Origin of the sequence: Chroococcidiopsis thermalis PCC 7203, from assembly GCF_000317125.1 — a bacterium.
Lineage (GTDB): Bacteria > Cyanobacteriota > Cyanobacteriia > Cyanobacteriales > Chroococcidiopsidaceae > Chroococcidiopsis > Chroococcidiopsis thermalis.
This window is the reverse complement of record NC_019695.1, coordinates 4,951,279-4,966,713: the sequence shown is the minus strand read 5'-3', so window position 1 is coordinate 4,966,713 and position 15,435 is coordinate 4,951,279. Positions and strand designations below refer to the sequence as shown.

Sequence of the window (15,435 nt, the reverse complement as noted above, 5' to 3'; positions counted from 1 at the left end):
TGTTATCCATCCCCCACGTAAATCCCCATACAGCGAGCGGTTTGGACGAGATAGTTATCAGGTGCTACAGGCAAAGGACTTCGAGCGACAACATCGACGATCGGCACATCTACAACTCGTCCATTTTGCCAAGCTACCATTTGACCGTATTGTTCCCGCGCGATTAAATCTACTGCTGCCTTACCAAAAGCTGTTGCACTCAAGCGGTCTAAAGCCGATGGTATACCACCGCGCTGAATATGCCCTAAGATCGAAACCCGAACGTCAAGGCGATCGGTAAGGGTGTTGTGGGATTTGATTTGATTGGCAATGTACTGTCCCATACCGCACTCTAGAGAGGCAAAATTTTGTGTTTCGGCAATAGAACTATCGTTAGCAGTTTTAGCACCTTCAGCAACAACAACGATCGCAAATTTTCGTCCCCAGCGATCGCGCAGTTCGCTAATTTGATGGCAAACTCCGTCAATCGAGTAAGGAATTTCAGGAATGAGAATACAATCTGCTCCGCCTGCAATTCCAGCATGGAGTGCTAGATGCCCTGCTGTGCGTCCCATAACTTCCACAACCATGACGCGATCGTGACTGGCAGCTGTAAAAGTCAGACGATTCAAAGCATCAACAATCGTATTGACAGCCGTATCAAACCCAATTGCTCGTTCCGTAAGTGCTACATCGTTATCGATTGTCTTGGGAATCGCGATGAGATTCCAGTTTCCTTGACAAGCTAGTTGGTGGAGAATGGCAAGACTACCATCGCCACCGATCGCAATTAAGGCATCTAACGCCAACGCCCGATAACTAGCAATAATTTCACTCGCATGAGCTAGCGTGTCTCCTTTATTAATCGATCCTAAAATCGTGCCACCCATACTGAGTAAAGGATCGATTCCGCGTAAATCTAAGCCATGCAAATTGAGTAACGTCGTCTTGCGCTCCAATAACCCTTGGGTAGCGTAAGGAATCCCTAGCACTTCCCAATCGTGTTGTAGCTTGGCATGACTGACAACAGCCCGAATCGCACAGTTCAACCCGGGGCAGTCACCGCCACTGGTCAAAATACCAATTCGTTTTTGCATAGGGTTTTGGTAGTTGGTAATTGGTAGTTGGTAATTGGTAGTTGGTCGTCATTTGTCATTTGTCATTTGTAGTAATTGATGGATAGTTGTTATTAGTTTTGACTTTTGACTTTTGACTTTATCCAAAATAATGAGATGTATCGAAAACTCGCTCCCATTCTGGTTTGTAGGTTTGGAGCGATCGCATGTATTGGGCGCGTTCAAAGGCACTCTTGTCGGGGCAATTTTTCTGACTCATGCTTCCTTGTAGTTGCCGCACGGATTCATACTCGTGTTCTACCATCCATTCACGCATTTCCTGCTCGATCGCGCGGATCTGGTCGATGCCGTGCCTTAGCAGCACCGAACATAGCATCGTGATGTTAGCCCCTGCCATCAACAACTTGATGGCATCCTGCCCTTTGTGGATACCGCTCGTTGCAGCCAAACTAGCATTGATGCGATCGTAGAGAATTGCAATCCAACGCATCGGTAAACGCATGGACTGCGGAGTACTTAAAAGCACGTTTGGTTCAACCTCTAGGGTTTTGAGGTTGATGTCTGGCTGGTAGAAGCGATTGAACAAAACGAGAGCATTTGCCCCTGCGTTGTCCAAACGTCGAGCCATATTTGCCATGTTGGTAAAATAGGGGCTGAGTTTGATCGCTACAGGAATTGTCACGGCGGCTTTGACCGATTGCAAAATCTCAATGTAGGTTTGCTCGATCTGTTCGCCTGTCAAGTCCATGTCTGTAGGGACGTAATACACATTCAATTCCAGTCCGTCTGCGCCTGCTTGTTGGAGTTGTCTGGCATAGTTAGTCCAACCGCCAACAGATGAACCGTTAAGGCTAGCAATGAGAGGAATATTGATTTTCTCCTTTGCCCTTTGGATGTGATTTAGATATTCTTCCGCTCCGACTCGAAAGCTGTGCGGTTCTGGAAAATAGGTCAGGGCTTCGGGATAGCTTTCCGTTCCGTGCGTCAGGTGATGGTGCAGTTCGTAGCGCTCTTGGCGTAATTGTTCTTCAAATAGGGAATGCATCACAACAGCCGCTGCCCCCGCATCTTCCATTCGCTTGATATTATCGATGTCTTCGGAAAGGGGTGAGGCTGAAGGTACTAGGGGCGATCGCAATTGTAACCCCATGTAAGTTGTAGTTAAGTCCATTTGTCTCCCTCCTAAAACCTTGAAGTTAGGAAAAGAACTTGAGATCTAATGAATAGTTTCAGGCGATCGCGCAGCTAGATATTCATACAAGCGCCAACGAGCCTTGACATCTTGCTGTGCCTCTGCTAATAACTGCTTAGCTGCTTCTGGCTTGCTCTTGGTCAACATCTTGAAGCGGTTTTCCAGATACATATATTGCTCTACTGGGAGTTTCGGAGCGTGGGAATCAAGTTGGAGCGGGTTTTCTCCCTGCTGAATCCGGTCAGGGTTAAAACGATACAACAGCCAGCGCCCTGAATCTACCGCAGCCTTTTGATTTTGCATCGCTGTTGCCATATTGATGCCGTGGGCGATGCAATGGCTGTAGGCAATAATCAACGATGGACCTTCGTAAGCTTCAGCTTCTAAAAAGGCTCTAAGTGTATGCTCGTCTCTTGCGCCCATTGCTACACTTGCCACGTAGACATTTCCGTAAGTCATGGCGATTAAACCCAAGTCTTTTTTGGGTGCGGGTTTACCACCAGCAGCAAATTTAGCTACTGCTCCCTTGGGGGTAGCTTTAGACATTTGCCCGCCAGTGTTGGAATAAACCTCTGTATCGAGAACGAGGATATTCACATTACGTCCGCTTGCCAGGACGTGATCGAGTCCACCAAAGCCAATATCATAAGCCCAACCATCACCGCCAATAATCCAGACGCTCTTTTTCACTAAGTAGTCAGCAAGTGATTTTAGATTTTGGATTTTAGATTGGTAATTAGTAGTTGGTAATTGGTAATTGGTATTTTCTCCCCCATCCTCCTCAGCTCCCTCAGCTCCCTCAGCTCCCTCAGCTCCCTCAGCTCCCTCAGCTCCCTCAGCTCCCTGGGCTTCCTCAGCTTCCTGGGCTCCCTGACTATTTGATAATTCGTCCAATTTTTGTTTGAGTAATTCAACTCTTTGGCGCTGTTCGTAGATATCTGCTTCATCCTGTTGTTCGGCAGTGAGGACGCTTGTTGCTAGTTCTTCACCTACTGCTGGTGCTAGCAGGCGCAGTAATTCGCTAGCAATTTCTGTGTGTTTGTCGATCGCAACGCGAAAACCCAAGCCAAACTCGGCATTATCCTCAAATAAGGAATTAGACCAAGCAGGACCCTGCCCCTCGGCGTTGTGCGTCCAAGGTGTAGTGGGTAAGTTACCACCGTAGATCGAAGAACAACCAGTGGCGTTGGCAATGACGGCGCGATCGCCAAATAATTGACTAACTAGTTTTAAATAGGGTGTTTCTCCACAACCCGCACAAGCACCAGAAAATTCAAATAACGGCTCTTGCATTTGCTGCTGATTAATCTTATGCAGTTTCAATTGAGTGCGATCGGGACTGGGAAGATTTAAAAAGAAATTCCAGTTTTCCCTTTCCTTTTCCCGCAATGGTTGCTGCGGTTGCATATTAATTGCTTTCAGTTTTGGTTGTGACTTGTTTTTGGCTGGGCAAACATCGACGCAGATGCCACAGCCCGTACAGTCTTCCGGTGCAACTTGGATGGTAAATTTCAAACCTTGCCAATCATGCTCTCTAGCATTGCTACTCTTAAAAGTGGCTGGAGCAGTTTCTAGTTGCTGCGGTTCGTAAACTTTACTGCGAATCACGCTGTGGGGACACACCATGACGCACTTACCACACTGGACGCATACATCTGAATCCCAGACTGGGATTTCCTGGGCAATATTGCGTTTTTCCCACTTCGATGTTCCACTGGGATAAGTTCCGTCTGCGGGCATGGCACTCACTGGTAGCTCATCACCCTCCCGCGCCATCATTTTTCCTAAAACATCTCGGACAAAAGCTGGGGCTGAATTGGGAATTGGTAGTTGGTAGTTGGTAGTTGGCAGTTGGTTTTCTTGACTGCTTCTTACCATCGCTCCATAATCAACTTCATAGAGATGTGCTAGGGTTTCATCCACTGCATGGATATTCATCTGGACAATTTCATCACCTTTCTTGCCGTAGGTTTTGCGGATGGATTGCTTAATTTGGGCGATCGCTTCATCTTTTGGTAGCACGCCAGAAAGAGCAAAGAAGCAAACTTGCATAACGGTGTTAATTCTGCCACCCATCCCTGCGTTGCGGGCAACTTGGTAGCCATTAATGACATAAAATTTCAGATGTTTTTGAATAATTTGAGCTTGGAGCGATCGCGGTAAATAATTCCAAACTTCATCTGCGGAGTAGGGACTGTTGAGCAAGAAAGTACCACCAGGGACGATCTCTTTGAGTAATGGAAATTTCTCGATAAACTCCCACTGATGACAGGCAACAAAGTTAGCCCGATTGACTAAATACGTGGAGCGAATCGGCTGCGTTCCAAATCGTAAATGAGAAACTGTCACAGAACCCGATTTTTTGGAATCGTAGACAAAATAGCCTTGAGCGTAGTTTTCTGTCTGTTCGCCAATAATTTTGATGGAATTCTTATTGGCTCCTACAGTGCCATCCGCACCCAATCCATAAAAGATGGCTCGCACTACATGCTCTGATTCAATCGAAAACTCAGGATCGTATGGCAGACTAGTGTGAGTCACATCATCGTTGATGCCCACGGTAAAGTGATTTTTAGGTCGATCTAGCGCGAGGTTATCGAAAACTGCTTTAACCATCGCTGGGGTAAATTCTTTGGATGATAAGCCGTAGCGTCCACCGATAATCTGGGGAGTCGGGGAAGTGGCTAGTGGCTGGTGACTAGTGGCTAGAATTGCTTCCTTGTCTCCCTTGTCTCCCTTGTCTCCCTTGTCTGCTCCTAGTCTCCTCTGCTCTGCATATTCGCACACAGCGGTAACAACATCCTGATACAACGGCTCACCTGCTGCGCCTGGTTCTTTGGTGCGATCTAAAACTGCGATCGCTTTGACTGTTGCAGGTAACGCTTCGACAAATCTTTTGGCATCAAAGGGGCGATAGAGTCGGACTTTGACGACTCCTACTTTTTCGTCACTAGCATTGAGGTAATCTACAGTTTCGTGGACGGCTTCGCAACCTGAACCCATTAAGACAATAACTCTCTCTGCTGCTGGATCGCCGTGGTATTCAAATAATTGATATTGTCTGCCCGTCATTTGAGCAAACTCGTCCATCACCTTTTGGGTAATGTCTGGGCAAGCTAGATAGTAAGGATTGACAGTTTCCCTAGCTTGAAAGTAAACGTCGGGATTTTGGGCTGTACCCCGAATCACTGGGCGATCGGGAGTTAAAGCGCGATCGCGATGGGCAAAGACTAGCTCGTCGGGGATGAGCGATCGCATGTCATCTTCTGGCAACAGTCCCACTTTGGTAATTTCATGCGAGGTGCGGAAGCCATCGAAGAAATGTAGGAAAGGAATTCGCGATTCTAATGTTGCTCTTGTGGCGATAAGGGCGAAATCGTGAGCTTCTTGGACTGATGCGGCACACAACAAAGCAAAACCGGTTGTCCGTGCTGCCATCACATCGCTATGATCGCCGAAAATAGATAAAGCTTGAGCAGCAAGCGATCGCGCTGCTACGTGAAAGACTGTCGGTGTCAGTTCTCCGGCAATTTTGTACATATTTGGCAGCATCAACAATAATCCCTGCGATGCTGTGAAAGTCGTCGTTAGCGAACCTGTCTGTAAAGCACCGTGAAGCGCCCCAGCAACTCCTCCCTCGCTCTGCATTTGGACTACGGCAGGAACATTACCCCAAATATTTGCCCTGCCTTCTGCTGTCCAAGCATCAGCCCATTCAGCCATTGGCGAGGAGGGAGTGATAGGGTAAATGGCAATGACTTCATTCAAGCGATAGGCAACTTGAGCAACTGCCTCATTACCATCTAGGGTTGCAAATGTTTTTGTTTTCATTTTTTCAACCTTTGCAAGCTTCTAAAGTATTACCAAGTGACTGTTTTGGCTCTACCTTGAAGTTAGAAGGAAAACTTGAGGAACCTGTGAGGAGAATAGAAGGGGAACCAACGATCGCTCAATGTTGCATTTCTTGTAAATAATTCAACGTACTTTCTGCTTCCTGCGAATCGAGAATGCTCAGAGCAAAACCTACATGAACGATTACGTAGTCATCTACTTTTGCGTCAGGAACATAGGCAAGACTGACTTCTTTAATTACTCCACCAAAGCTAACTTTTCCAGTTTGCATCAATGGTTCTTGTTCGTTATTAATACTGATAATTTTCCCTGGAACTGCTAAACACATGGCTGGTGCTTCCTGTTGCTTAAGTGAAAAGTTGCTGCCACAATTTGTCCTAGCGCGATTCCCCCATCATTAGGTGGAATGCGTTGATGCCAGTAAGGGTAAAAATTTTCTGCTTGCAATCTTTTAATAGCTCTTTCAGTTAAATACTTATTTTGAAAACAACCGCCTGTAAGTATAATTTTTTCTTCGCCCACAGACTTTGCTATGGCAACTACGATCTCAACGAGCGTATTGTGAAACTTGGTTGATATTTGTGCAATTGATAAACCAAATTCTATATCTACTAAAATTCCTCGCACCATCGTTAGCCAGTCAACGATCGCAGGCGATGACGTTGCCAAAATCTCAAAGCTATAGCACTCGTCAAGATCAAATCCGGCGATCGCAAACTCTAGTTCCATTGCTGCTTGTCCTTCAAACTGGTTTTGTTGACGCAATCCTACAATTGAGGCGATCGCATCAAATAGCCGTCCCATACTAGAAGTTACTGGCGTATTGAAATTTCTTTGCAGCATTGTCTGCAAAATTCCCAACTCGCGATCGTTAAAAGCTTGCACTGGGACTAGGTGCTTCATCTCAAACACCTCGTCTTCAAAAATCTCATAGAGCAAACCAATTGCGACTCGTCTCGGCTCTTTAATCGCCTTTTCTCCCCCAGGCAGCCGAAAAGTGTGCAGATGGGCGACTCGCTCAAATGATGTTTCTGTAACGAGCAAAAATTCTCCGCCCCAAATTGTACCGTCTAGTCCATAACCAGAGCCATCCCAAGCAACACCTAAGACAGGTTTAGAGTCATGCATTCCAATTAAATTATTTTCAGCCATGCATGAGAGAACGTGAGCGTAGTGGTGTTGTACTGGAATCGCAGGCATCCCAGAATTACGCGCAAATTGAGTAGAGAGGTAATCGGGATGAAGATCGCAGGCGATCGCCACTGGTTGTGTCTGATAAAGTTGTTGAAAATCCGCGATCGCCCGTTCAAAAGCATTCACTGCTGGTACTGTTTCTAAATCTCCGATATGCTGACTGACAAAAACTTGCTCTTTGACACAAAGCGCGATCGTATTTTTGAGATGCGCCCCTACTGCGAGAAGGGAGTCGCTAGGGGCGCACTGCTGTGCGCCCGTACTAAGGAGTTGGGAGTCGGGTGTGGTAGTTGGTAGTTGCTCCTCTGCTCCCAGCTCCCAGCTCCCAGCTCCCTGAATCGACAAAGGTGCATAGCCACGGGCGCGACGTAAAACCATTTCTCTTCCCATCATCACGCGCACGACAGAATCATCTACAGGACGGGCGATCGGTCGGTTATGGACGAGGAAAACTTCAGCAATGCTACTCAGGCGTTGCAGTGCTTCTTTTTCATCAATACAAATAGGTTCATCTGTTAAATTGCCACTGGTAGCAACTATCGGAAAACCCAACTCAGCCATGAGTAGGTGATGTAGAGGAGTGTAAGGCAACATCACGCCCAAGTAGGGATTGCCAGGAACAACTGAGGGGGCGATCGCATGAGATGCTAGCTTCCGTTGCAGCAGGACAATTGGAGCTTGAGGCGATCGCAACAGCTTTGCTTCCAATTCTGAAGCTTGACAGTGTACTTGAATCGATTCCAGCGATGGATACATCAGGGCTAGGGGTTTTGCCTCTCGCTGCTTGCAACGGCGCAGTTTTTGCACGGCTGCTTCGTTACGTGCGTCTACTACCAGATGAAACCCGCCCAAACCCTTGATAGCAACGATCTTTCCTTGACAAATCGATGCAGCAGCTTGAATCAATGCTTGATGATGTAATGCTAGAACATTGCCATCTCGCTCCCATAACTCCAGCTGGGGTCCGCATTCAGGACAGGCGTTAGGTTGGGCGTGAAAGCGACGATCTAATGGATTTTCATACTCAGACTGACAATGAATGCACATCTGAAACTTTTTCATTGTCGTATTGGTGCGATCGTAGGGCAAAGCCTCAATAATGCTAAAGCGGGGACCGCAGTTAGTACAGTTGGTGAAAGGATAACCGTAACGGCGATCGCTTTTATTGAAAATTTCGCGCAGACAATCCGAGCAAGTGGCAAGGTCGGGTAATATTGTTGCTGATTTCTCACCACCCGTACTGGTGCGAATCTCAAACTGCTGGTAGCCTATGGGAGCGAGAAATTTCGATTCTAAGCTTTGAACGATCGACTGGGGTGGCTTTTGTTGCTCGATGCGTAATAAAAAATTCTGCAATTGCGCTTGAGTGCCTTCTACGTCAACCAAAACCCCTTGGGCAGAATTATTCACCCATCCTACAAGTCCTAATTCTGTTGCCAGTCGGTAGATAAACGGACGGAAGCCTACTCCCTGTACAGCACCCCGAATAGTTACGTGTAAACGTTGTTTTAGGATTGACATTTTGTCTTATAGCAAAACTTCATCAACTCTTCGCCTTGCTGTTGGTTTTACCTCAGAACCAAAACCCAGACGCAACAGAATTTGTGGATAGCCCGATGCGTAGATTAATTTGCTCAGTTGCGATCGCAAAGTTGGCACTTCAATCGGCTGATTTAAAAAGGATGCTGATAATCCTACTGCTTGACTTCGCAGCAATACCCGCTCTAGTGCTTGCCCCGCTGCCAGCCAATCTCTCGGAGTATCTTGCTCTGTACCCAGCACTAAAATTGCCGGAGACTGGATTGTGAGTTGGCGGTTATGATGAGCCATTGCATCTCCGAGATCGAGGGTACGCATTGCCCAAGCAAAAATAGGTGTAGCAAAATCTAAGTACTGATTCACTCCATATGCATATCCAGGTATACCATCATGGCTGGAGCTGCTACCTGGATGAATCCAAGCTGCTAATTCGCGGCGAAAGTCGGGATTTGCCATTTGCCAGCGATCGCCTCGTACCACTAATTCGACGATCGCCTGACGGGTTAGATCTCCCTTCACAACGTGCAACCACGCACCTTCGCTAGCGGCATCTACTTGTAACCATGTCAGCATCGATTTGGGGACATCCCGGTTTTCATAATCCCTTCGATTCGTATGTCTTTGGGGAATTGCCTCAAACAGCATTTGCTCGTCAGCGCTAGCCTGTGTGGGTTTGCCTAACTGAATCGTCGCTAACAAGTCTGGTTGACTGGGTTCTGGAAAAGTTGAGATTTTGCCCGTATAACCAAAGTGACGTAGAGCAATCCGAAGATTAAACAATGCCGTACCGCAGCTGATAATTAATTCCCGGTCTTGAGGATCGACAACAGGCAAAGCGCGAGTCCGGTCAGCATAGAGCGCGATCGCTTCATCTTGAATTTTAAAATTCCAAGGTTGAGTATTATGCCCAGAAGGAGCTAGCAATGCATAGTTTAAAAGAAACTTGAGCTGCTCTGTAGGTGTACCAGTTTGGGGAAATTCAGCTGCTTCAATGTTGCAGAAATTGGATATTGTAGACATGGCGATCGCCTCGCAGCATTCATGATTTTGCTCGGTAATCTTAACTATTTTTTAGCAATATAAATTATTGCGGTTTGCAACGTCGATTTTATATTCGACTCGTCTCTAAACCATCTCAAAAAACTATTCAAACTCTTTTCAAACTAATACTAAAAGTATTAATCAAACCGAGTTTTAACTTTTAACTTTTGACTTTTGACTTTTCTAGTCTTCTTGCCAATCTTCACGACCTAATAAATCGATGATTCGATCCCTAAGCAAAAAATCATTTTCCTCTAGCTCAATTTCTACGCAAACCCACTCACGACCTGGAATATATTTGCACAAAGCATAAATTGGCTGGTGACGGTCAACAAGTCCTTTATCAACGAGTTGACGCGCTTCGTCTTTGATAGCATTGATGTCGTACTTAACTGAGGTTTTCATACAAATTACCTTCTACCTAGTAGGAGTTAACGGTTAATGATTAACAGTTAACACTCAGCAATCAACAGTCAACAGCTAACACCCAAGATGTAAGAACCCTTGGGAATTGCTATAGCATCAGGTTGGTTTAAACCATATCTTGTTTGGTTATAGGTTTAACTTAGCAAGCAAATTTGAGGAAATTGTGAGTAACTCAACGTTCTCCCAGACCGTTTGAGGATTCATGCAGAACCAAATAGAGAAAATCCGCCTTGTGTAACCGTTCGATTTGCCATTCCAACTGCGATCGCACTAGAGTAAATCTGTACCCTGCCGCAGTCTCTCAACCTTGACTCAATCTCAAGCCAAGCGAATCGATCTCCAAGAATCTCACCTCAACCGCGCTCGTGCAAGTATCCGCCAAGCGCTATCTTGGTACGGACATCTGCGTAAACCCAATCCACAGCCTGCAAAGCTTGAATTAGCGGGGTTGGTTAAACCAGACTTGGAAGTCCTAACTTCCACGCTGAATAAATTAGAAACGAATGTCATTTGTATCGCTGCTTTTGGATTGGTGAGTCGAGGTAAATCAGCGGTTCTCAATGCCTTAGTCGGGCAGAAAATTTTACCCACGGGTCCCCTACACGGTGTGACTCAATATCCCCGTTCCGTGCGATGGAATCCAGGCGGAAAAGTACAGATTGAATTAATCGATACACCAGGATTGGATGAAATTGAAGGTCAAGCTAGGGCGCAAATGGCAAAGGATGTAGCGCGACAAGCTGACTTAATTTTATTTGTCGTCGCTGGCGATATTACCCGTACTGAATATCAAGCACTTTGCGAACTACGGCAAGCACAAAAACCGCTAATTTTAGTCTTCAATAAAATTGATTTATATCCTGAAACAGACAGGGAAGCAATCTATAAAAATCTCCAACAATTAGGGGCTGGTAGTCCGACAGCAAGACGCTTACAGCAACTTTTGTCTAGCGATGAAATTGTCATGGTGGCGGCGGAACCAGCAGCCGAAGAAGTGCGGGTAGAATACCCTGACGGACAAGTTGTTTACGAGTGGGAAACACCACCACCTCAAATTGCAGAGTTACAGCAAAAGATTTTACACGTACTCAATCGCGAAGGGCGATCGCTACTGGCTTTAAATGCTTTACTACAAGTCAAAGATGCAGAAGCTGCGATCGCAGGTAAAACTCTAGATCGTCTTCATGAAGCGGCGGAAGATTTAATTTGGCAATATACCAAATACAAAGCTTTAGCTGTCGGACTCAACCCCATCGCTGTACTTGACGTTTTAGGCGGATTTGTTGCCGATCTCGCCCTAATTCGTGCTTTGGCTAAGTTATATAATTTGCCAATGACAGGGTTTGAAGCTACGAAATTGTTGAGGACAATTTTATTTAGTTCCGGTGGTTTGCTATTGAGCGAATTAGGTAGCGGAATGCTGTTAGGCTTAGGCAAAAGTGCGACTGCGATCGCCTCTGGGGATAATCCGTTCAATATTACCGCATTTGCGGGGACTGCGATCGCTCAAGGGGGAATTGCTGGTTACGGTACTTATGCTGTCGGAAAAGCCGCCCAAGTGTATTTAGAAAAAGGTTGTAGTTGGGGACAATTTGGCGCAAGTACCGTCATTCAAGAAATCTTATCTCAAGTCGAGCCAAATACAATTTTGTATCGATTGCGGTTAGAGTTGGGGCAGCATTTGAGTTAAGCAAGTCAAAAGTTAAAAGTTAAAAGTCAAAAATGTATAAGAGCCTAATAAATGTAGGCGAACGCAGATAAATGTATCGTAGGGGTGGGTTTTATCTGAAATCTTTGTCGGAGTCAAAAACGATTAACAAACCCGCCCCCAGATCTATGCGATCGCAATTTAGAATTTTGCAATAGATTATTGTTTCGAGATTGTGTATATGAATACCATCGCCCTAGACTTACATTCAGTAATCGACTTGACCGACGAGCAATTTTTTCAGCTTTGTCAACAAAATCGAGATCTCAAGTTTGAACGCACTGCAACAGGAAAGATAATTATTATGCCACCTACGGGCTGGGGAACTGGAAACCGTAATATTAAACTATCAACAAGACTAGAACTCTGGGCAAAACGTGACAATATTAAGCATTGCCTTTGACTCATCTACAGGTTTTATCCTACCTAATAAAGCGATCCGTTCTCCTGACGCTGCATGGGTGAGACGAGATCGAATTGAAGCAATAAATCCAAATCCAGACAAGTTTTTACCTCTAGCCCCCGATTTTGTTGTCGAACTGATGTCAGCTAGCGATCTGCTCGAAGACCTACAGGCAAAGATGCGAGAGTATATAGAAAATGGGGTGCGCTTAGGTTGGCTGATTGACCCCAAACAGCAATATGTGGAGATTTATCGTCAAGGACGAGAAGTAGAAGCGCTATTATCTCCCACCACCTTATCAGGAGAAGATATACTACCTGCGTTCGTTTTGGATTTACAAGGTATTTTGTAAATGCATGGGATACATAAACCAGAAGATGAATGACTCTTGAGGGTTTAACATGAGATTTAGTGACCATCACGCAGAAAGCGCGATCGCTAAAAACATAGTTGCCCTGTTATGACCCTGACAATCTACAACACTCTCACTCGTCATCAAGAACCATTTGAGACTGTCGAACCAGGCAAAGTCAAAATGTACTACTGTGGCGTAACAGTATACGACTATTGCCATTTGGGTCATGCACGCGCTTGTATTATCTGGGATGTCGTGCGGCGCTACCTGCAATTTCTCGGATACGAAGTCACGTACATTCAGAATTTTACTGATATTGACGATAAAATTCTCAACCGCGCCCGTCAAGAAAATTCCTCAATGGAAGCCGTAGCCGAACGCTATATCCAAGCATATTTTGAGGATATGACGCGGCTGAATGTCAAAGAAGCAGATGCCTATCCCCGCGCCACGCACACGATGAACGGCATTCAACGACTAATTTTTGAATTAGAACAAAAAGGCTATGCTTATCCCGCAGATGGTGATGTTTACTACGCTGTCAAACAGTTTCCCGAATATGGTAAGTTGTCGGGACGCAAATTAGAAGACTTGCAAGCAGGCGCTAGCGGGCGCGTAGACGCAGAAGACCCAGAAGGAAGAAAAAAGCAAGAACCATTTGATTTTGCTCTGTGGAAAGCCGCTAAACCAGGGGAACCAGCATGGGAATCACCTTGGGGTGCAGGTCGCCCTGGATGGCACATTGAATGTTCGGCAATGGTGCGCGATCGCCTGGGTGATACGATCGACATTCATGCAGGGGGCGCAGATTTAATTTTCCCCCACCACGAAAATGAAATCGCCCAAAGCGAAGCTGTTACAGGCAAATCCCTCTCTCACTACTGGATGCACAACGGGATGGTGAAGGTTAACGGGGAAAAAATGTCTAAATCCCTGGGCAACTTTATCACGATTCGCGAGTTACTCGATCGCCCCACCGATCCGATGGCAGTTAGGTTATTCGTCCTGCAAGCACATTACCGCAAACCAATCGATTTTACCGACGAAGCGATCGCGGCGGCTACCAATGGTTGGCACACCCTCAGAGAGGGATTGTTGTTTGGACATCAATATGGCAAACAATTAGAATTCGGAATTCGGAATTCGGAATTCGGAATTGAAGACAATTTCATCCCTGAAGTAGTACAAAGGTTTAAAGAGGCAGTCAATGACGATTTCAACTTCCCGAATGGATTGGCTGTGCTGCAACCTTTAGCTAAAGAATTGGCGCGAGAAGGCAATCTATTGGTACATCAGGGCAAGACAGAAACTCCACCGGAGGAATTACAACGCCAGTGGCATACTTTGGTAACTTTAGCTGAGGTTTTAGGATTTACCGTCACAATAGAAGCTGAGACTACGACTCATGACGGTTTAAGCGATCCAGAAATTGAAGCTATGCTCGAACAAAGGCAAGCTGCTAGAAAAGCAAAAAATTTTGCCGAATCAGACCGCATCCGTGACGAACTACAGGCTCGCGGAATCACTGTAATTGATAGTCGTGATGGTACGCGATGGCATCGCAACTAAATCGTCCTTTGTTGTCTGTATCTAACTTGCTGCTCCTCGTTGCCACTATCTTTTTGGCAATTTTGTTGTGGCAACTCCGAGGCTTATTAGTAACTTTAATGATTGCTGTTGTTTTAGCAGCTGCGATCGCGCCTATTGTCAACATAGCAGAAAGATTGCGGTTTCCTCGTTGGCTGGCAGTCATTGGCGTGTATCTCACTTTAGTGGCTGGCTTAACTGGAGTCGGTTTACTTGTCGGTCCTACCCTGATCGCTCAGATTGAAACTTTGGTGAGAATACTGCCGCTTTATATCGACAATCTTGTCGGACTGGTAGAACAATTCGCGCTCAAATTGGGAATTACTGAATCAGAAATCGAGCAGTTTTTTGACCTGCAAGCATTAACGGGGTGGATAATTCGCTCCGGTCAACAATTATTAGTCAGTTCCTACGACATCACCACCGGCATTTTAGGCGGAATATTTAACTTAATTCTGGCGTTCTTGCTTTCAGGCTATATGGTTGCTGGTAGGGAAAATTTAATTTCCGGTTTAGTCAATTTATTTCCCCAACCGTGGAACGATCGCCTTGCCGAGCAAGTCGAACCAATCGCCCGTCGTATGGGAGGATACATTCAAGGTCGAGTCTTGGTTTCAGCAATTTTATCCGTTGCCATTACAATCGGTTTGGGTATTTTAGGTTTATCAGAATTTGCCCTAGCTTTAGGAGCGATCGCTGGATTCACCAATTTAATTCCTTTTCTCGGACCCATCTTAGGTGTAATTCCGGCTTTAGTTGTCGCCATTTCCCAAGGTGGCTGGACGTTTTTGTGGGTATTGTTGTTGTTTATCGTCGTCCAGAACCTAGAAACCTACGTCCTAGATCCTCTACTTGTTGGTTCCTCCGTCCAAGTCCATCCGCTCTATCAACTACTAGCGGTTTTAGGGGGAACTCAAGTTCTTGGTATTCTAGGAGCCGTGATCGTGCCACCCTGGATTGCCGGAGCATCAGTACTATTAGAAAACCTATATTTACGACCGAAATTATTAGCTGAAGGCAAAGCAATAGGTAAGTCGTAAGTCGTAAGTCATAAGTCAGAATTAATTGCTCCCTGATAACTGA

General features: G+C 45.8%; 10 protein-coding genes and 1 pseudogene. 4 read left to right on the top strand and 7 right to left on the bottom strand.

The genetic code is table 11. The features are described 5' to 3' along the window. Nucleotides 1-2: 2 nt before the first annotated feature. The 7 genes from CHRO_RS21555 to CHRO_RS21525 all read right to left on the bottom strand — a co-directional run bounded on the left by CHRO_RS21555 (nucleotide 3) and on the right by CHRO_RS21525 (nucleotide 10,278). Nucleotides 3-1,076 carry an ATP-dependent 6-phosphofructokinase gene (locus tag CHRO_RS21555; RefSeq protein WP_015156341.1) on the bottom strand — a complete coding sequence of 358 codons (1,074 nt, stop codon included), beginning with the start codon at nucleotides 1,074-1,076 and terminating at the stop codon, nucleotides 3-5. Nucleotides 1,077-1,194: 118 nt separating this feature from the next. Beyond that, nucleotides 1,195-2,226, bottom strand: coding sequence for a dihydroorotate dehydrogenase-like protein (locus CHRO_RS21550; protein WP_015156340.1), 1,032 nt, complete (start codon nucleotides 2,224-2,226; stop codon nucleotides 1,195-1,197). Between the two features lie 45 nt (nucleotides 2,227-2,271). Beyond that, complete coding sequence (gene nifJ / locus CHRO_RS21545) at nucleotides 2,272-6,078, bottom strand: pyruvate:ferredoxin (flavodoxin) oxidoreductase (RefSeq protein ID WP_015156339.1); 3,807 nt, start codon at nucleotides 6,076-6,078, stop codon at nucleotides 2,272-2,274. A gap of 118 nt (nucleotides 6,079-6,196) precedes the next feature. Then, complete coding sequence (locus tag CHRO_RS21540; protein WP_015156338.1) at nucleotides 6,197-6,427, bottom strand: HypC/HybG/HupF family hydrogenase formation chaperone; 231 nt, start codon at nucleotides 6,425-6,427, stop codon at nucleotides 6,197-6,199. Further along, nucleotides 6,418-8,814: a carbamoyltransferase HypF gene (gene hypF, locus CHRO_RS21535; protein ID WP_015156337.1), complete on the bottom strand. Its 2,397-nt coding sequence runs from the start codon at nucleotides 8,812-8,814 to the stop codon at nucleotides 6,418-6,420. The genes CHRO_RS21540 and hypF overlap by 10 nt, the downstream gene beginning before the upstream one ends. Before the next feature lie 6 nt (nucleotides 8,815-8,820). Next, nucleotides 8,821-9,852, bottom strand: coding sequence for an Acg family FMN-binding oxidoreductase (locus CHRO_RS21530; protein ID WP_015156336.1), 1,032 nt, complete (start codon nucleotides 9,850-9,852; stop codon nucleotides 8,821-8,823). Nucleotides 9,853-10,056: 204 nt separating this feature from the next. Further along, the gene (locus CHRO_RS21525) at nucleotides 10,057-10,278 is read right to left on the bottom strand and encodes a DUF4327 family protein (protein WP_015156335.1); all 222 of its coding nucleotides are present in this window, start codon (nucleotides 10,276-10,278) and stop codon (nucleotides 10,057-10,059) included. A 328-nt stretch (nucleotides 10,279-10,606) separates the two neighbouring features. Here CHRO_RS21525 and CHRO_RS21520 point away from each other — a divergent pair, with 328 nt between their 5' ends. The 4 genes and pseudogenes from CHRO_RS21520 to CHRO_RS21505 all read left to right on the top strand — a co-directional run bounded on the left by CHRO_RS21520 (nucleotide 10,607) and on the right by CHRO_RS21505 (nucleotide 15,392). Next, nucleotides 10,607-11,989: a GTP-binding protein gene (locus CHRO_RS21520; RefSeq protein ID WP_015156334.1), complete on the top strand. Its 1,383-nt coding sequence runs from the start codon at nucleotides 10,607-10,609 to the stop codon at nucleotides 11,987-11,989. 199 nt (nucleotides 11,990-12,188) lie between these two features. After that, nucleotides 12,189-12,762, top strand: a pseudogene (locus CHRO_RS21515) (Uma2 family endonuclease). A 108-nt stretch (nucleotides 12,763-12,870) separates the two neighbouring features. Next, entirely contained in the window at nucleotides 12,871-14,334 is a 1,464-nt protein-coding gene (gene cysS, locus CHRO_RS21510; protein WP_015156333.1) for a cysteine--tRNA ligase, read from the top strand. Continuing rightward, entirely contained in the window at nucleotides 14,319-15,392 is a 1,074-nt protein-coding gene (locus CHRO_RS21505; RefSeq protein ID WP_015156332.1) for an AI-2E family transporter, read from the top strand. Before cysS ends, CHRO_RS21505 begins: the two co-directional genes overlap by 16 nt. Nucleotides 15,393-15,435 lie beyond the last annotated feature (43 nt).